Origin of the sequence: Pseudomonas sp. CJQ_9, assembly GCF_043106615.1 — a bacterium.
Taxonomy (GTDB): Bacteria; Pseudomonadota; Gammaproteobacteria; order Pseudomonadales; family Pseudomonadaceae; genus Aquipseudomonas; species Aquipseudomonas juntendi.
The window spans coordinates 1-21,929 of sequence record NZ_JBICMS010000033.1 but is presented as its reverse complement, the minus strand read 5'-3'; the positions used below and the strand labels follow the sequence as shown (position 1 = coordinate 21,929).

The window sequence follows — 21,929 nt, the reverse complement described above, 5'->3', positions numbered from 1 at the left end:
TCAGGAGCCCGAGGACAAGCGCTGTCCCTGTGGGAGCTGGCCCCCACAGGTAAATCAGGAGCCCGAGGACAAGCGCTGTCCCTGTGGGAGCTGGCCCCCACAGGTAAATCAGGGGCCCGAGGACATGCGCTGTACCTGTGGGAGCTGGCTTGCCGGCGATTGGGCCGCAACGCGGCCCCGGCTCACTCAGAACTTGTAGGTGGCGCTGGCCACGACACTCCGCTCGTCGCCGTAGTAGCAGTAGTACGCGTCACAGGTGGAGAGGTAGTCCTTGTCCAGCAGGTTGGTCGCATTGAGCGCTACCGAGGCCCCCTTCAGGCTGTTGTCCAGGCGGCCCAGGTCGTAATGCACCGACGCATCGAACACCGTGTAGGCATTGGCCTTGCCCAGCCAGGTGTTGCCTTGGTCACCATAGGTATTACCGGTGTAGCGTGCCCCCAGGCCGATGCCGAAGCCGTCCAGTACGCCCGAGTGGAAGGTGTAGTCGCCCCACACCGAGGCCTGCTGGTTGGGCATCAGTTGCAGGCGGTTGCCCTTGAACTGACCGTCCTGCACTTCGGATTTGGCCAGGGTGTAGGCGGCAATTACCTTCAGGTTGTCGGTAACGTCGGAAACCGCTTCAAGCTCCAGGCCGCGGACTTTCACTTCGCCGGTCTGGCTGGTGACACTGGTATTGCCGTCGTTGCTGGTGACCAGCACATTCTTCTGAGTCAGGTCATATACCGCGGCCGAGAGCAACGTATTTGAACCGGGGGGCTGGTATTTGACACCCAGTTCCCACTGCTTGCCTTCGGTTGGTTTGAACGACTTCAGTGGGTCCGCATCGGCCTTGCTGGCGGGCTGGAAAGATTCTGCATAAGACAGGTAAGGCACAAACCCCGAATCGAAGACGTAACTGATCGCCGCGTTGCCGCTGAAGTTACTGTCGCGCTGGGTGTTGGTAGCGTCGCCTTTGTTGAAGAACGTTGTACCGGTGTGTACCCAGTCCTCCCGACCACCCAAGGTCAGCCGCCAGTTGCCCAGCGCCATCTGGTCCTGCACGTACAGGCCGGTCTGAATGGTTTTCTGGTCGTAGTCGTAGTAGGCAGTGGAACGGTCCGGTCTGCTGATCGGCAAACCGTAGACCGGGTCGTTGACATTGATGGGCGGCGCAGCGCCATAGATCGTCAGGAAATCGTTGTTGGTGCGTTGGTGGTCCAGGCCAACCAGCAAGGTGTGGCTGATGGCGCCTGTGCTGAAATCACCCTGAAAATTGTTGTCGACGGCGAACTGGCTGATGTCCTCGTCAACGTTGGTGGTACTACGCCCCACGTTGCCTTGGTCGTCCACGACCATGCCGAACTCTGGCAAGTAGCTGTTGACGGTGATCGTCTGGAACGACAGCTCGGACTTGGTATAGCGCAAGTTTTGCCGGAACTGCCACACGTCGTTGAAACGGTGCTCGAACGCGTAGCCCAGCGCGTAGTAGGTCCGGTCGTAGAATTCGTAATTCGGGTCACCCAGGTTCTTGTGGTGGGAGATCTTGCCGAACGGCATGTCGATCTTGGTGCCCTGGATCGGTCGGAACTGGCTGGTGACCCCGGTATCGTCGCGGGTGAACTGGGAGAGGAAGGTCAGCGAGGTATCTTCGTCCACGTTCCAGGTCAGGCTCGGGGCGATGTTGTAGCGCTTGTTGTCGATATGGTCGATCTGCGTACCGCTGTCACGGATCACACCGCTAACGCCATACAGCAAGCGGCCGTCGTCATCGATCTTGCCGGTGCTGGCGAAGTTGATCTGGCGGTGGTTGTCACTGCCATATTGCAGTTCGATTTCATGGGCGCTTTCGGCTTGCGGGCGGCGGCTGACCATGTCCAGCAGGCCGCCGGGCGGTGTCTGGCCATAGACCGAAGAAGCCGGGCCGCGCAGCAGCGCCAGGCGGTCGAGGTTCCAGGTTTCGGCTTTCGGGTTGGCGTACACGCCACGTGGCAACGGCAGGCCATCCAGGAACTGGGTGGGCTCGAAGCCGCGCACACGCATCCAGTCATAACGGGTGTCGCTGCCGAAGCTGGCAGAGACGATGCCTGGCATATAGCGCACGGCATCGTCGAGGCTATGCACGCCGCGGTCTTTCATCTGCTCGCGGGTCGCCACGGAAATGGACCGTGGGACTTCGACCAGGGCGGTGTCGGTCTTGGTGCCGGCGGCCGTGCGCTGGGCCAGGTAGCCGTCGACCGGGCCCCACGCGCTTTCACTGGCGCTGTTGGCGTTCACGGTGATTTCCGGCAAGGCCAGGCTGCCCTCCGGCACCGCGACCAAGCTGTAGCTGCCCGCGCTGCTCTGCTGCAGTTGCAGGCCGCTGCCCAGCAGCGCTGCCTGCAAGGCGCCGAGGCCGTCATAGCGGCCGTTGACCGGCGCCGACGTGCGGCCACTGACCAGCGCCGGGTCCAGTGCCAGGGCGATGCCGGCCTGGCTGGCGATCTGGTTCAGGGCAGTGGCCAGCGGTGCGCTGGGCAGGTTGTAGGCGCGCAGCGCGGACTGCTCGGCGGCGAACAAGGCAGGGCTGACCAGCGGCGCGGCCATGCCGATGGCCAGGGCCATCAGGCTGGGGCGCAGGATACGATCTACGGCACGGGACATGCGGCGGTTCCTCGACGGGTAAGTGCTTGCTGCATCCTTGCCGAGCGAGAATCGAAAAGTGACAGGGCGAATCTGAAAAAAAGTGAGAATTGTTTGTAAAAGCAGGGGCGGCTGCGATCAGGCTGCTACAGCGCTACCTGGGCGTGACCTTCACCCACCACTGGGTATGCCGCTCGACCTTCACCGGCAGCACCGGCTCCAGTGAGGCCAGTGCCAGGTCGGTATCGGTCAGCGGGAAGCTGCCGCTTACCCGCAGGTCGGCGACTGCTGCATCCACGCCCAGGTAGCCGCTGCGGTACTTGCCCAGCACCGCCAGCAAGTCGCCAAGGCGTACGTCGTCGACCACCAGCATGCCGCGCGTCCAGGCATCGGCACCGGCCGGCACTGCGCTGACCTGGCCCAGGCCATCGGCATGCATCAGCACCTGCTGGCCTTCGCGCAACACCTGCTCGTCACCGCTGTTATGCGGCATGGCCGCGACCGACGCTTGCAACACTTCAAGGCGCGTGCCTGCGGCTTCACGACGTACCAGGAAGCGCGTGCCCAGTGGGCGCAAGCGGCCATCGTCGGTGCGCACCAGCAGCGGGCGTGGGTCCTGGTGGCCGGTATCGACCGAGATTTCACCCTGGTGCAGCACGATCACCCGTTGCGCACCGGCGTAGTCGATGTCTACCGCGGTGTGGGTATTGAGGCTCAACAGGGTGCCGTCGGCCAGGCGCAAGGTGCGCAACTCGCCGGTGGCGGTACGCTGGTCGGCAAGCCAGTAGCTGGGCGCCAGTGACGGTGCGCCGACCCAGGCCAGCAGCGAGCCGAGCAGGAACATGCCGGCCAGGCCGCCGCCCACCTTGCCGATGCGCCGGCGCAGGCTGGCGCGCGACTGCAGCAACGCCTGGCGCGCCGGGCCGGCGGCTGCGCTGAGCCGCTGGTCCATGGCGCCGAGCTGTCGCCAGGCGCGCGCGTGTTCTTCGCTGGCGGCATGCCAGCGCATGAACTCGCCACGTTCGGCAGGGCTGTCGCTGCCGCCGTCGAGGTTGAGTTTCCAGGCAATGGCAGCTTCCAGTACACGCGACGAGACCGGTGCGTTGCTCACGTCGGCTCCCCGTACAGGGCCACGTAGCACTGGCGCATACCCTGGGCGAGGTACTGGCGCACCCGCGACACCGAAACGCCCAGGCGCTCGGCGATTTCGGCATGGCCCATGCCATCCAGGCGGTTGTGCAGGAACGCCGCGCGGGCTTTGCTCGACAGCTTGCCAAGCAGGCGGTCGATGGCTTTGAGGTCTTCCAGAATCAGGTGCTGTACTTCGGGGGAGGGGTGTTCGGCTTCCGGCACCAGTGCCAGTTCCGCGAGGTAGGCCTGTTCCAGTGCGGCGCGCCGGAAGTGGTCGAACATCAGCCCCTTGGCCACGGCTGCAAGAAAGGCACGCGGTTCGCGGGGCGAGGCCAGCTGCTCGCGGCCTAGCAGGCGCACGAAGGTGTCCTGGCTCAGGTCTTCGGCACGTTGGCGGCAGGCCATGTTGCGTTGCAACCAGGCGAGCAGCCAGCCGCGGTGATCGCGGTACAGCGTACCAACCAGATCGGCGTGTGGGCTCTGTGCAGAAGGCAAGCAGCGTCCCCCCGGAACGTATGCATTAACTAACGATAATTATTCGCGATTGTTGCAGAGGGGAGGGGGTGGGTGCAATGGACGCTTATCGGTTCGCCTGCATGGGGTTGGCCAAGGGCCTGCGGTTTCACCGGCGCTGCGTAGCCCTGGCCTTACATGCCATGGCTCTGCACCTTGCGTCGCCGCCAGCCGCGCAGGCGCTGTTCCAGTTGCAGCGGGCTGTCCAGTTGTTGGCGCCGGGCCTGGCTGAACAGGATCAGCACAAGTTCTGCGGTGACTTGGGCATCAGCGCTGGCGTGGTGGCGTTCTTCCACCTGCAGCCCAAAGCGCGCCACCCAGTCATCCAGGCCCGCCTCGCGCAGAACCGTGTCGGGGTTGAGCATCGGCGCCAGCTCGGCCACATCCAGAAACGGCGACTGCAAGCGGTAACCCAGGCTTTCCTTCAATGCCCGCGCCAGCATGCGCTGGTCGAACGGAGCATGGAATGCCAGCACCGGGCTGTCGCCAATGAAGTCGAGCAGGTCCAGCAACGCTTCGGCGGGCTCGCAACCGGCGGCCAGGGCGCTTGGCCCGAGCCCGTGAATCAGCACGCTGGCGTTGGTTTTCAGCAGTGGCCGTTGCAGGGTGCGTTCGAATTGCTGGGCAAAGTCGATGGCCCCGTCCTCGATGGCCACTGCGCCGATCGACAGTACCTGATCACGGTTGGGGTTGAGCCCGCTGGTTTCCAGGTCCAGCACCACCCAGCGCTGCTCACGCAACGTGCACACACCCAGGGGCGCAGGTTTAGGCTGCCGGGCCAGGCGCTGGCGCGTGGCAGGGTCCAGCGCGGGTGTGCCGGGGCGCAGCCAGGCGAACAGGCTCATAACTGGTACCGCAGGGCCAGGCTGCTTTGCAGGCGCTGGGCCTGGCGCAGGGACTCGCGCAGGATACGCCGGTCCAGGTGGTTGAGGCTGTCCGGGTCGAGCCGGTTGGAATACGGCAGGTTGGCGCGGGTCTGGCGTTGATGCTGTTGCATGCGGGTCTGCTGGATGAAGTGATACGCCTCTTCATAGGCCGCGCCGTCCAGTGCTTCGATCACCCCTTTGGCGACCAGCTGGCGCAGGCGCTCCAGGGTATTGCAGGCGCCGATGCCGTTGGCCAGCGCGAGCAGCCGGGCACCATCGACGAAGGGCGTCAGGCCCTGGACCTTCAGGTCGAGGGTGGCCGCCTTGTCACTGCCTTGGCGGGTCAGCACGAACTCGCGCAGGCGGCCCACTGGCGGGCGCTGGCGCAGGGCGTTTTCCGCCATCATGCGCTGGAATAAACGGTTGTCGGCCACCTGCGCCAGCACGCCTTGGCGCAGCTGCTCGCAGCCCTGCTCGTCGCCCCACACCACCCGCAGGTCGAAATAGATGCTTGAGCCCAGCAGGTTTTCTGGGCTGGCTTCGCGGACAAAACCGGCAAAGCGCCGCGCCCACTCGGCACGCGACAGGCACAGCGCAGGGTTGCCGGCCATGATGTTGCCCGCACACAAGGTGAAGCCACACTGGGCCAGGCACTGGTTGATGTACTGCGCCAGCGGCAGCAGGCGGGCACGGACGGCGTCGGCCTCGGTGCTGTCTACCGCCTCGAAGAGGATGCCGTTGTCCTGGTCGGTGTGCAGGGTCTGTTCGCGACGCCCTTCACTGCCAAAGCACAGCCAGCTGAAAGGCACGCCCGGGTCGCCGCGTTCAGCCAGAGCCAGTTCGATGACCCGGCATACCGTGTGGTCGTTGAGCAGGGTGATGATCTGGGTGATCTGCGTGGACGAGGCGCCGTGGGCGAGCATCCGTTCGACCAGTTGGCTGATCTCGCCGCGCAGCGAGACCAGGCTGTCTAGCCGCGGTGCATGGCGAATGGTGCGCGCCAGGTGCACCAGGTCGACCCGTTGCAGCGAGAACAGGTCGCGCTCCGAGACCACGCCACACAGCCGGCCATTTTCCACCAGGCACACATGGGCAATGTGCCGCTCGGTCATTGCCATGGCTGCGTCGAAGGCACTGGCCTGTGGGCTGAGGTAGAACGGCTTGGCGGTCATGTGCCGGGCAATCGGCGCACCCAGCTCGGCGTCCTGCGCGGCCACCACCTGGCGCAGGTCGCGCAGGGTGAAGATGCCGGTGGGGTAGCGCTGCGTGTCAACCACGACGATGCTGCCCACCTGCTGCTCGTGCATCAGCCGCACGGCTTCGCGCAGCGGCGTATCCGCGCTGCACACCACCGGGTGCCGCATGGCCAGTTCGCCCAGCGGCGTGTTCAGCGAGTATTGGGTACCCAGGGTTTCCACCGCACGCTGGCGAACCTGCTGGTTGACCTGGTCGAGCAGGCTGCTGACCCCGCGCAGGGCAAAATCCCGAAACACTTCAGACATCGAGAACACGCGGATGAACGCTGCCTTGTTCAGTTGCAGGCAGAAGGTGTCTTCGCCGGCCAGGTGCTCGGTGCGGGTGGCCCGTTCGCCGAGCAGGGCGGCCAGCGGGAAGCACTCGCCGCTGGTGATTTCGAAGGTGGTTTCGACACCCGGTTTCACCAGGTGCTGACGCTCGCCAACCACCCGGCCCTGCTTGACGATGTAGAAATGCTCGACCGGCCCGTCTGCCGGCTTGACGATGCTTTCGCCGCTGGCATAGAAGCGCAGCTGGCACTGCTCGACCAGGTAGGCCAGGTGGCTGTGCTCCATCTGGTTGAACGGCGGAAAACGCTGCAGAAACTGCAGTGTGCCCTGAATGTTTTGCAGCACTGCAGTCCTGCCCGCCTGGCTGTAGGCGTCCTTTTTGCTCATGAAACCGACCGTATCGCTATGCCGAACTATATATATCTATATATAGGTGCCGGCCATGTTGTTCTCTGCCTCCATGGTCGGCTTGCGGCGGGGTGGTGCCCATTGGACGTAAGTCTATGAGCACACCTGTCAAAGACCCGACGAAAGGCGAACCGGGTTACGCAAGTTCTGCGGTCCTATGGCTGAAGCGGAATTTTTTTTGACGAGATGGCCATGCCTGAGCAAATCGATATTCTAAGCGACGAAGAGCGCGAGGCATTGGGTATGACCAGTGCGCCGGTGGCGGTAAAGCCGTTGGTGTTGGTGGTGGACGACAACGCGGCGAACCGTGAGGCGTTGATCCTGTACCTGAAAAGCCGGGGCATTGAGTGTGTGGGCGCGGACGGGGCCGAGGAGGCCAGGTTGTACCTGCATTTCGAGCAGCGTATCGGTTTGATGATTACCGATTTGCGCATGCAGCCAGAGGATGGGCTGGCGCTGATCCGCAAGATTCGCGAGTCGGAGCGGGCAGCGTTGTCGATCATCGTAGTGTCGGGCGACACCCATGTGGCAGAGGCGGTGGACGTGATGCACCTGGGGGTGGTGGACTTCCTGCTCAAGCCGGTGAAGCTGGACAAGTTGCTGGAGCTGGTGAAGAAAGAGCTGAAAATTGATTGAGGCAGAGAGGGGCTGCTTTGCAGCCCTATCGCGACACAAGGCCGCTCCTACAGGTGCAGCGCAAGTTTTGATATTTGCGCTATCCCTGTAGGAGCGGCCTTGTGTCGCGATAGGGCCGCAAAGCGGCCCCCGTACGCAGGTGTGAACTTACAACCCGTTACGCGCCTTGTACTCGCGGCGACGGCGGTGCAGCACTGGCTCGGTATAGCCATTGGGCTGCTTGCCACCTTCGACCACCAGCTCCACTGCCGCCTGGAACGCAATGTTGTCGTCGAAGTTCGGCGCCATCGGGCGGTACAGAGGGTCAGCGGCGTTCTGCTGGTCGACCACCACCGCCATGCGCTTGAGGCTTTCCAGCACCTGCGCCTGGCTGACCACGCCGTGGCGCAGCCAGTTGGCCAGCAGTTGCGCGGAGATGCGCAGGGTGGCGCGGTCTTCCATCAGGCCGACGTTGTTGATGTCTGGCACCTTCGAGCAACCGACGCCCTGGTCGATCCAGCGCACGACATAGCCGAGGATGCCCTGGGCATTGTTGTCCAGCTCGTTGCGGATCTCTTCGGCCGACCAGTTGGTGTCGGCGGCCAGCGGGATGGCCAGGATATCGTCCACCGACGCCGGGGTGCGCGAGGCCAGCTCACGCTGGCGTGCCTGTACGTCCACCTTGTGGTAGTGCAGGGCATGCAGGGTGGCGGCAGTTGGCGACGGCACCCAGGCGGTGTTGGCCCCGGCCAGCGGGTGGGCGATTTTCTGCTCGAGCATGGCGGCCATCAGGTCGGGCATGGCCCACATGCCTTTGCCGATCTGCGCACGGCCTTGCAGGCCGGTCGCCAGGCCGACATCGACGTTGTTGTTCTCGTAGGCACCGATCCACTTCTCGTTCTTCATGGCACCTTTGCGCACCACGGCGCCGGCTTCCATCGAGGTGTGAATTTCATCGCCCGTGCGGTCGAGGAAGCCGGTGTTGATGAACGCGACGCGCTCGGCAGCGGCCTTGATGCAGGACTTGAGGTTGACCGTGGTCCGGCGCTCCTCGTCCATGATGCCGACCTTCACCGTGTTGCGCGGCATGCCCAGCAGGTCTTCGACCTGGCTGAAGATCTCGGCGGCAAATGCCACTTCCTCAGGGCCATGCATCTTCGGCTTGACGATGTACACGCTGCCACTGCGGGTATTCTTGCGGCTGGTGTTGCCGTTGAGGTTGTGCAGGGCGATCAGGTTGGTGAACAGGCCATCCTGGATGCCTTCCGGAATTTCGTTGCCCTGGGCATCGAGAATTGCCGGGTTGGTCATCAGGTGGCCAACGTTACGCACGAACAGCAGCGAACGGCCGTGCAGGGTCACGCTGCCACCGTTGGGCGCAACGTACTCGCGGTCGGGGTTCATGGTGCGGGTGAAGGTCTTGCCACCTTTGCTCACGCTTTCGGCCAGGTCGCCCTTCATCAGGCCCAGCCAGTTGCGGTAGACGATGACCTTGTCGTCGGCATCGACGGCGGCGACCGAGTCTTCGCAGTCCATGATGGTGGTCAGTGCCGACTCCATCAGGATGTCTTTGACGCCAGCGGCGTCGGTGCTGCCGACCGGGGTGCTGGCATCGACCTGGATTTCGAAATGCAGGCCATTGTGTTTCAACAGCACGGCAGTCGGTGCCGCGGCATCACCCTGGAAGCCGATCAGCTGGGCGTCGTCACGCAGGCCGGTGTTGGTGCCGCCCTTCAGGGTGACCACCAGCTTGCCAGCTTCGATGCGGTAGGCGGTGGAGTCGACGTGCGACCCAGCCGCCAGCGGCGCGGCTTCGTCAAGGAAGGCACGGGCGAAAGCGATCACCTTGTCGCCACGCACTTTGTTGTAACCCTGGCCTTTTTCGGCGCCGCCTTCATCGCTGATGGCATCGGTGCCGTACAGCGCGTCGTACAGCGAACCCCAACGGGCGTTGGCGGCGTTGAGGGCAAAACGGGCGTTCATCACCGGAACGACCAGCTGCGGGCCGGCCATATGGGCGATTTCTTCGTCCACGTTCTGGGTGGTGGCCTGGAAATCGTCGGCTTGTGGCAGCAGGTAGCCGATTTCCTGGAGGAATGCTTTGTAGGCTGCGGCGTCATGGGCCTGGCCTTTGCGTGCCTGGTGGTAGGCGTCGATCTTGGCTTGCAGCTCGTCGCGCTTGGCGAGCAGGGCTTTGTTCTTTGGAGCGAGGTCATTGATGATCTTCTCTGCACCCGCCCAGAACTGCTCGGCGACGATGCCGGTCCCGGGGATGGCTTCGTTGTTCACGAAGTCGTACAGGACCTTGGCGACCTGAAGGCCACCGACTTGAACGTATCCAGTCATTGCTTGCCTCACTCTGCTCAGCTATTTCGCTCTTCTGTATTAAGCCTGTAGCGCTTCTCTAAACACGTACCAGTACTTGCCCCCGGGGAGACCCCGAGCGCGGCTGGGTGCAGCCCGCCAGACTGGCTGGCAGACAGTGTGCGTATTTTCACAGGCGCCTTGGCAGACATCCAAACGACGTTTTGTAGTCCGCGCCACGGGATACTACATGAAGCAGTAGACGGGGCAAAATCAGACTAAAAGCGCCGTTGTGCGACCCATTGGTCGCGTATGGTCACGCTGGGAGCAGGTATGTTCGCAAAAAAATGGTGGATTGTTCCAGATAAATCTTGAAACAGTACACGATTGGCTGTGCGGATTGCCCTGCGGCAGGTTGCCGCGCCTTGCCTATACTGAGCCGATCCCCCGATTTTCTGCGCTTGGCGCGGTTCGACACGAGGAACGGCTTGTGGATCATCTTGTACTGACTGTTATCGCCCCTGACAAGGCCGGCCAGGTGGAACGTGTTGCGCAGTGCATCGCAGACCACAGCGGCAACTGGCTGGAAAGCCGCATGTCGCGCATGGCCGGGCAGTTTGCCGGGATCCTGCGGGTGGCGGTGCCGGCTGAAAATCACGAGGAGCTGGTGGCGGCGTTGCAGGGCCTGGCCCAGTACGACATTCGTGTGCTGGTGGCCGAGAGCGGGGTGGAACCCTCGTGTACCTGGAAGCCGATTGCCATGGAACTGGTCGGCAACGACCGGCCGGGGATCGTGCGGGACATTACTCGTTTGCTGGCTGAGTTGCAGGTGAACGTGGAACGGTTCACGACAGAAGTGCGGCCGGCACCGATGAGCAGTGAGCCGTTGTTCCATGCCGATGCCTTGTTGGCCTTGCCTCTGGCCTTGCCGCTGGACGAGCTGCAGCAGCGGCTGGAGAGTCTGGCGGATGACTTGATGGTGGAGTTGCAGTTGCGGGCGGAGGATTGAGTGGAAATCGCTGGGGGCCGTTTTGCGGCCCATCGCGACGCAAGGCCGCTCCTACTGGGGATTTGATAAAGACACCCTGGCGGTTATCCCAGTATCACGGGGAAGGCCCTGTGGATAACCTGGGGGTTCCCCTCCCCAGCCCAGGCAATGCGCCCGCTGCAGAGGTTTGCTCAAAAAACACCCAAAATTCAGCAGCTTGTGCACAAAGCACGGGGACGAGGGTGTGGATAACCTTTGGAGATGTCTCTGCAGGCCAAGGAATACATGGCCTGCAGAGTTCTGAGCGTTTTTTGATCAGGCGCGCTTGCGCAAACTTAGCCAGGCATCCACGCTGTAAATGGCCAAGCCAGCCCAGATGAACATGAAGGCTACCAGGGTGCTGGAGGACAAATGCTCATCGAACAGCAGCACCGCCTGCAGCAGTACCAGGGTTGGCGCCAGGTATTGCAGGAAACCGAGGGTGGTGTAGGGCAGGTGCCGTGCTGCGGCGTTGAAGCACACCAGCGGTACCAGGGTCACCGGCCCCGCCGCCATTAGCCAAAGCGCTTCGCTGCTGGTGTAGAACGCGCCTTGTGCACTCATGGCCGCTGGGTGCAGCAGCAACCAGCCCAAGGCCAGCGGTACCAGCATCCAGGTTTCCACAACCAACCCCGGCAGCGCCGCGACCGGGGCCTGTTTGCGGATCAGCCCGTAGAAGCCAAAGCTCAGCGCCAGCGTCAGTGACACCCAGGGCAGGCTGCCCACCTGCCACACCTGCTGGGCCACGCCAACTGCAGCCATGCCCACTGCCAACCATTGCAGGCGGCGCAGCCGCTCGCCCAGCAGCAGCATGCCCAGCAGCACGTTGATCAGCGGGTTGATGTAGTAACCCAGGCTGGCCTCGAGCATGCGCCCGTTGTTGACCGACCACACATAGGTCAGCCAGTTGAAGGCAATCAGCGCCCCGCTCAGGGCCAGGACCCCCAGCCGGCGCGGGTTGTCGCGCAGCTCGCGCCACCAGCCGGGGTGTTTCCACACCAGTAGCAGCAGCGAGCCGAACAGTGCCGACCAAAGCACCCGGTGGACAATGATTTCCACCGCCGGGACGCTCTGGATTGCCTTGAAGTAAAGGGGGAACAGGCCCCAGATGATGTAGGCGCTCAGGCCCAAGAGATACCCGCGACGCGGGTTTGCGGCGTGCATGCAGAATCCTTGCTTAGGTAGCTAAATAAAGCGACCCCTATTGTAGACAGAGGCGTGCACCGTTTTAGAACAATTTCAGCGGGGCTTCATCCAGCGCCGCCATTTGTTCACGCAGGGCGAGGATCTGATCGCCCCAATAGCGCGGCTGGCCGAACCAGGGGAAGCTGGGCGGGAATGCCGGGTCATCCCAGCGCCGCGCCAGCCACGCGCTGTAATGCAACTGGCGCAGCGCCCGCAGCGGTTCGATCAGGGCCAGCTCGCGGGGGTCGAAGTCGTGGAACTCGTTGTAGCCGTCGATCAGTTCGGCCAACTGCCCCAGGCGCTCCTGGCGGTCGCCGGCCAGCATCATCCACAGGTCTTGTACGGCGGGGCCCATCCGGCAGTCGTCGAGGTCGACCACGTGGTACACGTCTTCGCGGTGCATCAGGTTGCCGGGGTGCAGGTCGCCATGCAGGCGGATGAGCTGGTGCGGGGTGCGGGCGTAGATGTCCTCGACCCGCTTGAGCAGGTCGCGGGCGACTGACGCGTACGCCGGCAGCAGCTCGCGGGGTACAAAACCCCCATCGAGCACAGTATTCAGCGAGGCATGGCCGAAACTGTCCACAGTCAGCGCTTCACGGTGAGCGAACGGTTTGCAGGCGCCGACGGCATGCAGGCGGCCAAGCAGTTGCCCAAGGCGGTAGAGCTGGTCGAGGTTGCCAGGCTCCGGGGCATGGCCGCCACGGCGCGGGAACAACGTGAAGCGAAAGCCCTGGTGCTCGAACAAGGTGCGGCCGGCGTGCTGCATGGGCGCTACGACCGGCACTTCGCAATCGGCCAGTTCAGCGGTAAAGCTGTGTTCTTCGAGGATGGCCGCATCGCTCCAGCGGCCAGGCCGGTAGAACTTGGCGATCAGCGGCTGCGCCCCCTCGATGCCCACCTGGTAGACGCGGTTCTCGTAGCTGTTCAGTGCCAGCACCCGGGCATCGCTGAGAAAGCCGAGGCTTTCCACGGCGTCCAGGACCAGGTCAGGGGTGAGGGTATCGAACGGATGGGACATGGGAGCTCCGGGGGTATGCGGCATGGGCTCCATGGTACAGGGTTATCCCTGTAGCGTACCCGTAGGGTTTACCCGCGAACCGCCTGCGCCATGGCCGGCCTAGGCAGGCACCCCGAGCAACACATAGGCAGGGTGGAACTGAACCCGTACCTGCTGGCCGGCCAACCAATCCGCCTCTGCCATGGCGCACAGCGTTTGCCCGTTGCCCAGCGCCAACCGGACTTCATTGGGCCCATCGGCTTCCACCAGCACGTCTTCGATCGTGGCCCGCAGGCAATTGCTCCCCGCTTCGGGCTTGTCCCCCTCGGCCAGCAACTGCACCCAGCCTGCCTTGAGCAGCGCCACCACCCTGCTGCCCAAGGTCAGCTCCAACCGCGCGGTGCTGTCGTGGGTGATCAGCGCGTCGATCTCCAGCCCGCCGCCCAGCGCCAGGCTGACCCGGTCATAGCGGCCCTCACGGCGCAGGCCGCTGACCTGGCCCTGCAGCTGGTTGCGCGCGCTGGTGCGTAGCATCAGGCGCCCAAGCAAGTCGAGGTCGCTGGACTCTTGCGCGGCCTCGAGAATTTGCGCCTGCAGGGCCTGCAGCCTTTGGTACAGGCGCAATACGCGCTGACCCTCCACCGACAGCCGGGCGCCCCCACCCCCACGCCCGCCAGTGCTGCGCTCGACCAACGGCTGACTGGCCAGGTTGTTGAGCTCATCGATGGCGTCCCAGGCTGCCTTGTAGCTGATGCCCGCCGCCTTGGCCGCACGGGTGATCGAGCCTTGCTCGGCAATGTGCTGCAGCAGTGCGATGCGCTGCGGGCGCCGGGTGATGTGCTGGGTCAGTAGAGTGGGCAAGGGCATGGGCATCCGGTCGCTGTAGGGGCCTGGGGCCAATAGTGTGGCGTAGCGGCAGGGTTATACATACCCCGGCTTCGGCGTACGCGCCAGGCAATACACATCCACCCGCTGTGCCCCCGCTTTGCGCAACACCTGGGCAATGGCCTGGGCGGTAGCGCCAGTGGTCAACACGTCATCGACGATGGCGACGTGCTTGCCTGGCAGGTCACCGGCGACCGCAAAGGCGTGGCACAGATTGCGCCGCCTGCCTTTGGCACTCAACCGTTGCTGCGCGGGGGTTTCCCGAGTGCGCAGCAGTACCCGCTCATCGCACGGTATGCCCACGTGCGACGCCAGCCAGCGGGCCAGCAGCCCGGCCTGGTTGAACCCACGCTCGCGCAGTCGACGCTTGGCCATGGGCACAGGCAACAGCAGGTCAGGGCGTGGTAGCCCCTCGGCATACCGGTAGCGCAGCCCTTGCCCAAGCAACTCGGCCATCAACCGCCCCAACGGCCACTGCCGGTTGTGCTTGAAGCGGCTGATCAATGTGTCGACCGGAAAGCCGAAATGCCACAGGGCAAAGACCTGTTCGAACGACGGCAAGCGGCGGCTGCACTGGGCGCAGGCGAGGCCGGCCATGGGCAGTGGCAGGGCGCAGTAGCGGCAATGGTCGCCCAGCCAGGGCAGCTCCTGCTCGCAACCGATGCACAGTGGGTAGTGTTGCCCGGCAGGCGCGTCGCACAACAAACAAGCCTGGTTAATAAGTGAACACTTGTAAACCAGCCGCTTCCAGTGAAGTTGACAGTTCATAGGCCATCCATGACTATGCGAGTTATCCGTGATGCGCTGGCGGGCTTTCCTGTCCCCGCGCCAGCTTAAGCCTAAACAAGGAAACGCCGATGAGCGCCAGCACAACTGCAACAACACGTCACGACTGGTCCCTGGCCGAGGTCAAGGCCCTGTTCCAGCAACCGTTCAATGACTTGCTGTTCCAGGCGCAGACGGTGCACCGCGCGCATTTCGACCCCAACCGCGTGCAGGTTTCGACATTGCTGTCGATCAAGACCGGGGCCTGCCCGGAAGATTGCAAATATTGTCCACAGTCCGGCCACTACAACACCGGGCTGGAAAAACAGAAGTTGATGGAAGTGCAGAAGGTGCTGGAAGAAGCAGCGCGCGCCAAAGCCATTGGCTCGACCCGCTTCTGCATGGGCGCGGCGTGGAAGCACCCGTCGGCCAAAGACATGCCTTATGTGCTGGAGATGGTCAAAGGGGTGAAGGCCTTGGGCCTGGAAACCTGCATGACCCTGGGCAAGCTCGACCATGAGCAGACCCTGGCCCTGGCCCAGGCAGGCCTCGACTACTACAACCACAACCTCGACACCTCGCCGGAGTTCTACGGCAGCATCATCACTACGCGCACCTACAGCGAGCGCCTGCAGACCCTGGCCTACGTGCGCGATGCGGGCATGAAGATCTGCTCGGGCGGCATCCTGGGCATGGGCGAGTCGCTGGACGACCGCGCCGGGCTGCTGATCCAGCTGGCCAACCTGCCCGAACACCCCGAGTCGGTGCCGATCAACATGCTGGTCAAGGTGGCCGGTACGCCGCTGGCTGAGGAGGAAGATGTCGACCCGTTCGACTTCATTCGCATGCTGGCCGTAGCCCGCCTGTTGATGCCCAAGTCGCATGTGCGCCTGTCTGCTGGCCGTGAGCAGATGAACGAGCAGATGCAGGCCCTGGCCTTCATGGCCGGTGCCAACTCGATTTTCTACGGTGAAAAACTGCTGACCACTGCCAACCCGCAGGCTGACAAGGACATGCAGCTGTTCGCGCGCCTGGGCATCAAGCCTGAAGCACGCGAGGAACACGCCGACGAAGTGCACCAGGCCGCCATCGAGCAGGCGCTGGTCGAGCAGCGCAGCAGCGAGATGTTCTACAACGCCGCGACCGCCTGAGATGGCTTTCGACCTGGCGGCGCGCCTGGCCGAACGGCGCGCTGCAGACCTGTACCGGCAACGGCCACTGCTGGAAAGCCCGCAAGGCCCGGAGGTGGTGGTCGACGGCCAGCGCTTGCTGGCCTTCTGCAGCAACGATTACCTGGGCCTGGCCAACCACCCCGAGGTGGTTGGTGCCTGGCAAGCCGGTGCCGAGCGCTGGGGTATCGGTGGCGGTGCCTCGCACCTGGTGATCGGCCATAGCACCCCACACCACCAGGTCGAAGAGGCGCTGGCTGAACTGACGGGGCGCCCTCGTGCGCTGCTGTTTTCCACCGGCTACATGGCCAACCTGGGCGCGATCACGGCGCTGGTGGGGCAGGGCGACACGGTGCTGCAGGACCGCCTGAACCATGCCTCGCTGCTCGATGGCGGGCTGCTCAGCGGTGCGCGGTTCAACCGCTACCTGCACAACGACCCGGCCAGCCTGGCCAGCCGCCTGGACAAGGCCGTTGGCAATACCCTGGTGGTCACTGACGGTGTGTTCAGCATGGACGGCGACCTGGCGGACCTGCCGGCCCTGGCCGAGGTGGCCCGCGCCCGGGGTGCCTGGCTGATGGTCGACGATGCCCATGGCCTGGGCACCCTTGGCGCTCAGGGCGGTGGTATCGTCGAGCACTTCGGCCTGGGCGTGGACGATGTACCGGTGCTGATCGGTACGCTGGGCAAGGCCTGCGGTACTTCCGGTGCCTTTGTTGCCGGGAGCGAGGAACTGATCGAGGCGCTGGTGCAATTCGCCCGCCCCTACATCTACACCACCAGCCAGCCACCGGCACTGGCCTGCGCCACGCTGAAGAGCCTGGAGCTGCTGCGCCGCGAAAGCTGGCGCCGCGAGCACCTGGCCGCGTTGATTCGCCAGTTCCGTGAAGGCGCGCAGCAGATCGGCCTGGAACTGATGGACAGCCCCACACCGATCCAGCCGATCGTGATTGGCGACAGCGCGCAGGCCTTGCGCCTGTCGCGCATGTTGCGCGAGCGCGGCTTGCTGGTCACCGCTATCCGCCCACCGACCGTACCGGCGGGCAGTGCCCGTCTGCGCGTAACACTGAGCGCCGCCCACAGCCAGGCGCAGGTGCAGCTATTGTTGAATGCATTGGCCGAGTGTTATCCACAATTGGAGAACGCCGATGCGTAATCGCCTTGTACTACTGCCCGGCTGGGGCCTGGGCACTGCCGCACTGGAGCCGCTGGCCGCCAGCCTGCGCGCTCAGGACTCCCGCCTGCAGGTAGACCTGATGCCCCTGCCGGAATTGCCCCACAGCGATGTTGAGGCCTGGCTTGAGCACCTCGACCGTAAATTGCCGGGCGATGTCTGGCTGGGTGGCTGGTCGTTGGGCGGCATGCTCGCCAGCGCCCTGGCACACAAGCGTGGCGACCACTGCTGCGGCTTGCTCACTCTGGCCAGCAACCCCAGTTTCGTTGCCCGTGGTGACTGGCCGCATGGCATGGCCGAAGACACCTTCGGCACCTTCCTCGACGGCTGCCGCAGCCATACCCAAGTCACCCTGAAGCGCTTTCGCAGCTTGTGCAGCGATGGCGCCCAGCAGCCGCGTACCCTGCTGCGCCAGCTGGGTGTCGGCGTACCAGACACCGACCCTCTGTACCTCGCCACCGGCCTTGAAGTGCTGGCCAAGCTGGATACCCGCGAAGCCCTGCAGGCCTACAGCGGCCCGCAACTGCACCTGTTCGCCGGTAGCGATGCGCTGGTGCCGGCCGAGGCAGCCAAGGCCTTGAGCGAGCTGCTGCCCGATGTGGAGGTAGGCCTGGTAGAAGACAGTTCCCACGCCTTCTTGCTGGAGTACCCGCAAGAGTTGGCGGCGGGCATCAAGAGTTTCCTGCATGAGAGTGGCGATGACTGACCTTTCCTGTCCGACCCTGCCCGGCGCTTTGCCCGACAAACGCCAGGTAGCGGCTTCGTTCTCCCGCGCTGCAGCCAGCTACGACAGCGTAGCGGCGTTGCAGCGCGCCGTGGGCTTGCGCCTGTTTGGGCAATTGCCGACAGGCTGGCAGCCATTGCGCTGGCTGGACCTGGGCAGCGGTACGGGCCATTTCAGCCGTATCCTGGCCGAGCGGTTCGCCCAGTCCAGCGGTGTGGCGGTGGATATCGCCGAAGGCATGCTGCGCCATGCCCGCAATGAACAAAGCGGGGCGCACTACCACGTGGCCGGCGACGCCGAGCGTTTGCCATTGCGTGATGCCAGCGTCGACCTGGTGTTCACCAGCCTGGCCGTGCAATGGTGCGATCAGTTCGCCAGTGTGCTGGCCGAAGCCCTGCGGGTACTGCGCCCGGGTGGCGTGCTGGCCTTCAGCAGCCTGTGCGTAGGTACCCTCGACGAACTGCGTGCCAGCTGGCAGGCGGTGGACGGCCTGGTGCATGTAAACCGCTTCCGCCGTTTCGAGGACTACCAGCGCCTGTGTGCCGCCAGTGGTTTTGAGCAGCTTGAGCTGCATCGCTGTGCGCATGTGCTGCATTACCCGGACGTACGCAGCCTGACCCACGAACTGAAGGCGTTGGGGGCGCACAATCTCAACCCTGGCCGACCGTCCGGGTTGACTGGCCGAGCACGCATGCAGGGCCTGTTGCAGGCGTACGAGGCATTTCGCCAGCCTGCCGGGCTGCCAGCCACCTATCAGGTGGTCTATGGTGTGTTGCGCAAGCCACAGGCGTAAAGGGGAGCGAGATGAGCAAGGCCTATTTCATCGCCGGTACCGATACCGATGTCGGCAAGACCACGGTCGCGGCCGGGTTGCTGCATGCGGCGCGGTTGCAAGGCTTGAGCACCCTGGGTGCCAAGCCCGTGGCCTCGGGGTGCGCGATGACCCCCAAGGGTTTACGCAACAGCGACGCCCAGGCGCTGATTGATGAAAGCACCATCAAGTTGCCGTATGAGCAGGTCAACCCGTATGCGTTCGAGCCTGCGATCGCGCCGCATGTGGCAGCACGTGAGGCGGGGGTGACATTGGGCGTGCCAGCGCTGCTGACGGCTATGCGCAATGTGCTGCAACACAATGCCGATTTCACATTGGTCGAGGGGGCTGGGGGCTGGCGTGTGCCGCTGTCGGGGCTGGAGAACCTGTCAGATCTGGCGGTGGCCCTGAAGTTGCCCGTGATTCTGGTGGTAGGGGTGCGGCTGGGGTGTATCAGTCATGCCTTGCTTAGCGCCGAAGCGATCGAGCGCGATGGGCTGCAGTTGGCCGGTTGGGTGGCGAATATCATCGAGCCGCGCACTTCACGGCTGGAAGAGAACCTGGCCAGCCTGGCCGAGCGCTTGCCAGCGCCTTGCCTGGGGCGGGTGCCCAAGCTGAAGGAGGCCAGTGCTGACAGGGTGGCTGAGCATTTGCAGCTGGATCTGCTGGATTAGGTGCTGGAATATTCAGGGCCTATCAACTGGCACCGGGCCATTAGCGATTTAAACGGGCCTTTTCACTGGTGGCCTGTTTTAATGGGCTGTGTTCCTACCCAGCGTCAATGGAGTGCTGACATGGAAATCACCGGTAGCTCCGCCTATTATGCGGGCCTGAGCGCTATACAAGCCGGCCAGAACCGCGTCGATCAGGCCGCCAGCCAGATCGCCAACACCACCGCCGAACGTACCGCCACCAGCCAGTCCAGCGACTTCCAGGCCGAACGCCTGCGTGCGGTCGACCGCAGCCAGCAGATGGACCTGGCCACCAGCCTGGTGCAACAGGCGGTGGGCAAGACCGAAGTCGAGCTTGGCGCAAAGGTCGTCAAGGCATCCGACGAAATGCTCGGCCGGATCATCGACACCTACGCCTGACAGAGCGCTCATTTCAAATAACACATAGACCCTGTGGGAGCGGGCGTGCCCGCGAAAGCGTCAGCTCAGGCAACCCCATTGCCTGGCCGGGCCCTTTCGCGGGCATGCCCGCTCCCACAGGGTATTGTTTTTATTGAGCTTGGCATAAACGCCATTTCTCGTGGCGCAAATGGCACTATCGTCCCTCCTTGACAGAAGCCGGAGCTAAACGTAAGTTTCAAACAACTGTTTGACAGACGCCGCGGCGCACGCGGGTCACCCCACAGAACTCACCTAGAGGTTCATCGCAATGCCTGACTACAAAGCCCCCTTGCGTGATATCCGCTTCGTTCGCGACGAGCTGCTCGGTTACGAGGCGCACTATCAGAGCCTGCCGGGTTGCCAGGACGCAACGCCCGACATGGTGGACGCGATTCTTGAAGAAGGTGCGAAGTTCTGTGAGCAGGTACTGGCGCCGCTGAACCGTGTGGGTGACCAGGAAGGCTGCACCTGGAGCGAGTCGGGCGTGAAAACCCCAACCGGCTTCAAAGCGGCTTACGAACAATTCGTCGAAGGCGGCTGGCCCAGCCTGGCACATGATGTGGCGCACGGCGGCCAGGGCCTGCCAGAGTCGCTGGGCCTGGCCCTGAGCGAGATGGTCGGTGGTGCGAACTGGTCGTGGGGCATGTACCCGGGCCTGTCCCACGGTGCCATGAACACCATTTCTGCGCACGGCACCGCCGAGCAGCAGCACACCTACCTGACCAAGCTGGTGTCCGGCGAATGGACCGGCACCATGTGCCTGACCGAGCCACACTGCGGTACCGACCTGGGCATGCTGCGCACCAAGGCCGAACCGCAGGCTGACGGCAGCTACAAGGTGTCGGGTACCAAGATCTTCATTTCCGCCGGTGAGCACGACATGGCCGAGAACATCGTGCATATCGTGCTCGCGCGCCTGCCGGATGCACCGGCCGGTACCAAGGGCATTTCGCTGTTCATCGTGCCGAAGTTCCTGCCCAATGCCGAAGGCGGTGTGGGTGAGCGCAATGGCGTGAGCTGCGGCTCGATCGAACACAAGATGGGCATCCACGGCAACGCTACCTGCGTGATGAACTTCGATGGCGCCACCGGCTACCTGATCGGCCCGGCCAACAAAGGCCTGAACTGCATGTTCACCTTCATGAACACCGCGCGCCTGGGTACCGCACTGCAGGGCCTGGCCCACGCCGAAGTCGCGTTCCAGGGTGGCCTGAAGTACGCCCGCGAGCGTTTGCAGATGCGTTCCCTGACCGGCCCCAAGGCACCGGACAAGGCCGCTGACCCGATCATTGTGCACCCGGACGTGCGCCGCATGCTGCTGACCATGAAAGCGTTCGCCGAGGGCAACCGCGCGATGGTCTACTTCACCGCCAAGCAGGTGGACATCGTCAAGTACAGCCAGGACGAAGAAGAGCGCAAGAAGGCCGATGCCCTGCTGGCCTTCCTCACCCCGATCGCCAAGGCGTTCATGACCGAAGTCGGTTTCGAAGCGGCCAACCACGGCGTGCAGATCTATGGCGGCCACGGCTTCATCGCCGAGTGGGGCATGGAGCAGAACGTGCGTGATAGCCGTATCTCGATGCTGTACGAGGGCACCACGGGCATTCAGGCCCTCGACCTGCTCGGCCGCAAAGTGCTGATGACCCAGGGCGAAGCGCTGAAGGGCTTCACCAAGATCGTGCACAAGTTCTGCCAGGCGCAGGAAGGTGTCGAGGCGGTCAAGGAGTTCGTCGAGCCGCTGGCAGCCATCAACAAGGAATGGGGCGAGCTGACCATGAAAGTGGGCATGGCTGCCATGAAAGACCGCGAAGAAGTGGGTGCGGCCTCGGTCGATTACGTGATGTATTCCGGCTACGCCTGCCTGGCCTACTTCTGGGCCGACATCGCCCGCCTGGCCGCTGAAAAACTGGCCGCCGGCACCAGCGAAGCGGCGTTCTACACCGCCAAGCTGCAGACCGCGCGCTTCTACTTCCAGCGCATCCTGCCGCGTACCCGCACGCACGTGGCGGCCATGCTGTCAGGCGCCAACAACCTGATGGACATGGACGAAGAGAGCTTCGGCCTGGCGTACTGATTCAGCCGCTGTAGCCAGAACCCGCCTGCCCTTACCGGCAGGCGG

At 63.8% G+C, this 21,929-nt stretch carries 18 protein-coding genes and 1 pseudogene; 9 read left to right on the top strand and 10 right to left on the bottom strand.

What is annotated here, in order from left to right:
• Nucleotides 1–186: 186 nt before the first annotated feature.
• The 5 genes from ACF8SD_RS05600 to ACF8SD_RS05580 all read right to left on the bottom strand — a co-directional run bounded on the left by ACF8SD_RS05600 (nucleotide 187) and on the right by ACF8SD_RS05580 (nucleotide 7,021).
• Entirely contained in the window at nucleotides 187–2,619 is a 2,433-nt protein-coding gene (locus tag ACF8SD_RS05600) for a TonB-dependent siderophore receptor (RefSeq protein ID WP_173887378.1), read from the bottom strand.
• Between the two features lie 133 nt (nucleotides 2,620–2,752).
• Nucleotides 2,753–3,709, bottom strand: coding sequence for a FecR domain-containing protein (locus ACF8SD_RS05595; RefSeq protein WP_054881576.1), 957 nt, complete (start codon nucleotides 3,707–3,709; stop codon nucleotides 2,753–2,755).
• Complete coding sequence (locus ACF8SD_RS05590; RefSeq protein ID WP_029885025.1) at nucleotides 3,706–4,224, bottom strand: RNA polymerase sigma factor; 519 nt, start codon at nucleotides 4,222–4,224, stop codon at nucleotides 3,706–3,708. The genes ACF8SD_RS05595 and ACF8SD_RS05590 overlap by 4 nt, the downstream gene beginning before the upstream one ends.
• 152 nt (nucleotides 4,225–4,376) lie before the next feature.
• Nucleotides 4,377–5,087: a PolC-type DNA polymerase III gene (locus tag ACF8SD_RS05585; protein ID WP_173887379.1), complete on the bottom strand. Its 711-nt coding sequence runs from the start codon at nucleotides 5,085–5,087 to the stop codon at nucleotides 4,377–4,379.
• The gene (locus tag ACF8SD_RS05580) at nucleotides 5,084–7,021 is read right to left on the bottom strand and encodes a DUF294 nucleotidyltransferase-like domain-containing protein (RefSeq protein WP_392484017.1); all 1,938 of its coding nucleotides are present in this window, start codon (nucleotides 7,019–7,021) and stop codon (nucleotides 5,084–5,086) included. Before ACF8SD_RS05580 ends, ACF8SD_RS05585 begins: the two co-directional genes overlap by 4 nt.
• Nucleotides 7,022–7,137: 116 nt before the next feature.
• Here ACF8SD_RS05580 and ACF8SD_RS05575 point away from each other — a divergent pair.
• Nucleotides 7,138–7,678 (top strand): annotated as a pseudogene (locus ACF8SD_RS05575) (response regulator).
• A 147-nt stretch (nucleotides 7,679–7,825) separates the two neighbouring features.
• Here the strand turns inward: ACF8SD_RS05575 and ACF8SD_RS05570 are convergent.
• The gene (locus ACF8SD_RS05570; RefSeq protein ID WP_392484016.1) at nucleotides 7,826–10,003 is read right to left on the bottom strand and encodes a malate synthase G; all 2,178 of its coding nucleotides are present in this window, start codon (nucleotides 10,001–10,003) and stop codon (nucleotides 7,826–7,828) included.
• A 448-nt stretch (nucleotides 10,004–10,451) separates the two neighbouring features.
• Between ACF8SD_RS05570 and ACF8SD_RS05565 the strand changes: the two genes are divergently transcribed.
• Nucleotides 10,452–10,970, top strand: a complete 519-nt coding sequence (locus ACF8SD_RS05565) for a glycine cleavage system protein R (RefSeq protein ID WP_173887384.1) — start codon at nucleotides 10,452–10,454, stop codon at nucleotides 10,968–10,970.
• Between the two features lie 294 nt (nucleotides 10,971–11,264).
• Here the strand turns inward: ACF8SD_RS05565 and rarD are convergent, their stop codons facing one another.
• The 4 genes from rarD to ACF8SD_RS05545 all read right to left on the bottom strand — a co-directional run bounded on the left by rarD (nucleotide 11,265) and on the right by ACF8SD_RS05545 (nucleotide 14,823).
• Nucleotides 11,265–12,152 (bottom strand): EamA family transporter RarD, encoded by an 888-nt coding sequence (gene rarD, locus ACF8SD_RS05560; protein WP_392484015.1) that lies wholly within the window; start codon nucleotides 12,150–12,152, stop codon nucleotides 11,265–11,267.
• A 64-nt stretch (nucleotides 12,153–12,216) separates the two neighbouring features.
• A complete protein-coding gene (locus ACF8SD_RS05555; protein WP_009681525.1) occupies nucleotides 12,217–13,191 on the bottom strand; it encodes a serine/threonine protein kinase in 975 nt (324 codons plus the stop codon).
• A gap of 99 nt (nucleotides 13,192–13,290) precedes the next feature.
• A complete protein-coding gene (locus ACF8SD_RS05550) occupies nucleotides 13,291–14,037 on the bottom strand; it encodes a TOBE domain-containing protein (protein ID WP_173887386.1) in 747 nt (248 codons plus the stop codon).
• Between the two features lie 54 nt (nucleotides 14,038–14,091).
• Entirely contained in the window at nucleotides 14,092–14,823 is a 732-nt protein-coding gene (locus ACF8SD_RS05545) for a ComF family protein (protein ID WP_173887387.1), read from the bottom strand.
• Between the two features lie 89 nt (nucleotides 14,824–14,912).
• On the opposite strand from ACF8SD_RS05545, the gene bioB reads away from it, so the two are divergent.
• From bioB to ACF8SD_RS05510, 7 genes are all read left to right on the top strand, one after another.
• A complete protein-coding gene (gene bioB, locus ACF8SD_RS05540) occupies nucleotides 14,913–15,971 on the top strand; it encodes a biotin synthase BioB (protein ID WP_392484014.1) in 1,059 nt (352 codons plus the stop codon).
• A 1-nt stretch (nucleotide 15,972) separates the two neighbouring features.
• Nucleotides 15,973–17,145 carry an 8-amino-7-oxononanoate synthase gene (bioF, locus tag ACF8SD_RS05535; protein ID WP_173887389.1) on the top strand — a complete coding sequence of 391 codons (1,173 nt, stop codon included), beginning with the start codon at nucleotides 15,973–15,975 and terminating at the stop codon, nucleotides 17,143–17,145.
• Nucleotides 17,138–17,869 carry an alpha/beta fold hydrolase gene (locus ACF8SD_RS05530; RefSeq protein WP_392484013.1) on the top strand — a complete coding sequence of 244 codons (732 nt, stop codon included), beginning with the start codon at nucleotides 17,138–17,140 and terminating at the stop codon, nucleotides 17,867–17,869. Before bioF ends, ACF8SD_RS05530 begins: the two co-directional genes overlap by 8 nt.
• On the top strand, nucleotides 17,862–18,680 hold the full coding sequence (gene bioC / locus ACF8SD_RS05525; protein WP_173887391.1) for a malonyl-ACP O-methyltransferase BioC: 819 nt from the start codon (nucleotides 17,862–17,864) through the stop codon (nucleotides 18,678–18,680). The genes ACF8SD_RS05530 and bioC overlap by 8 nt, the downstream gene beginning before the upstream one ends.
• Nucleotides 18,681–18,691: 11 nt before the next feature.
• Nucleotides 18,692–19,372, top strand: coding sequence for a dethiobiotin synthase (bioD, locus tag ACF8SD_RS05520; RefSeq protein WP_173887392.1), 681 nt, complete (start codon nucleotides 18,692–18,694; stop codon nucleotides 19,370–19,372).
• Between the two features lie 120 nt (nucleotides 19,373–19,492).
• Nucleotides 19,493–19,789, top strand: a complete 297-nt coding sequence (locus tag ACF8SD_RS05515; protein ID WP_009681533.1) for a hypothetical protein — start codon at nucleotides 19,493–19,495, stop codon at nucleotides 19,787–19,789.
• A 289-nt stretch (nucleotides 19,790–20,078) separates the two neighbouring features.
• The gene (locus ACF8SD_RS05510; RefSeq protein WP_173887393.1) at nucleotides 20,079–21,884 is read left to right on the top strand and encodes a phenylacyl-CoA dehydrogenase; all 1,806 of its coding nucleotides are present in this window, start codon (nucleotides 20,079–20,081) and stop codon (nucleotides 21,882–21,884) included.
• Nucleotides 21,885–21,929: the final 45 nt, after the last annotated feature.

Bases quoted from the DNA above. Each gene is read 5' to 3' on its own strand.
- ACF8SD_RS05600 (WP_173887378.1), bottom strand. From the start codon at position 2,619: ATGTCCCGTGCCGTAGATCGTATCCTGCGCCCCAGCCTGATGGCCCTG.
- ACF8SD_RS05585 (WP_173887379.1), bottom strand. From the start codon at position 5,087: ATGAGCCTGTTCGCCTGGCTGCGCCCCGGCACACCCGCGCTGGACCCT.
- ACF8SD_RS05580 (WP_392484017.1), bottom strand. From the start codon at position 7,021: ATGAGCAAAAAGGACGCCTACAGCCAGGCGGGCAGGACTGCAGTGCTG.
- ACF8SD_RS05570 (WP_392484016.1), bottom strand. From the start codon at position 10,003: ATGACTGGATACGTTCAAGTCGGTGGCCTTCAGGTCGCCAAGGTCCTG.
- rarD (WP_392484015.1), bottom strand. From the start codon at position 12,152: ATGCACGCCGCAAACCCGCGTCGCGGGTATCTCTTGGGCCTGAGCGCC.
- ACF8SD_RS05555 (WP_009681525.1), bottom strand. From the start codon at position 13,191: ATGTCCCATCCGTTCGATACCCTCACCCCTGACCTGGTCCTGGACGCC.
- ACF8SD_RS05550 (WP_173887386.1), bottom strand. From the start codon at position 14,037: ATGCCCTTGCCCACTCTACTGACCCAGCACATCACCCGGCGCCCGCAG.
- ACF8SD_RS05545 (WP_173887387.1), bottom strand. From the start codon at position 14,823: ATGAACTGTCAACTTCACTGGAAGCGGCTGGTTTACAAGTGTTCACTT.
- bioB (WP_392484014.1), top strand. From the start codon at position 14,913: ATGAGCGCCAGCACAACTGCAACAACACGTCACGACTGGTCCCTGGCC.
- bioF (WP_173887389.1), top strand. From the start codon at position 15,973: ATGGCTTTCGACCTGGCGGCGCGCCTGGCCGAACGGCGCGCTGCAGAC.
- ACF8SD_RS05530 (WP_392484013.1), top strand. From the start codon at position 17,138: ATGCGTAATCGCCTTGTACTACTGCCCGGCTGGGGCCTGGGCACTGCC.
- bioC (WP_173887391.1), top strand. From the start codon at position 17,862: ATGACTGACCTTTCCTGTCCGACCCTGCCCGGCGCTTTGCCCGACAAA.
- bioD (WP_173887392.1), top strand. From the start codon at position 18,692: ATGAGCAAGGCCTATTTCATCGCCGGTACCGATACCGATGTCGGCAAG.
- ACF8SD_RS05515 (WP_009681533.1), top strand. From the start codon at position 19,493: ATGGAAATCACCGGTAGCTCCGCCTATTATGCGGGCCTGAGCGCTATA.
- ACF8SD_RS05510 (WP_173887393.1), top strand. From the start codon at position 20,079: ATGCCTGACTACAAAGCCCCCTTGCGTGATATCCGCTTCGTTCGCGAC.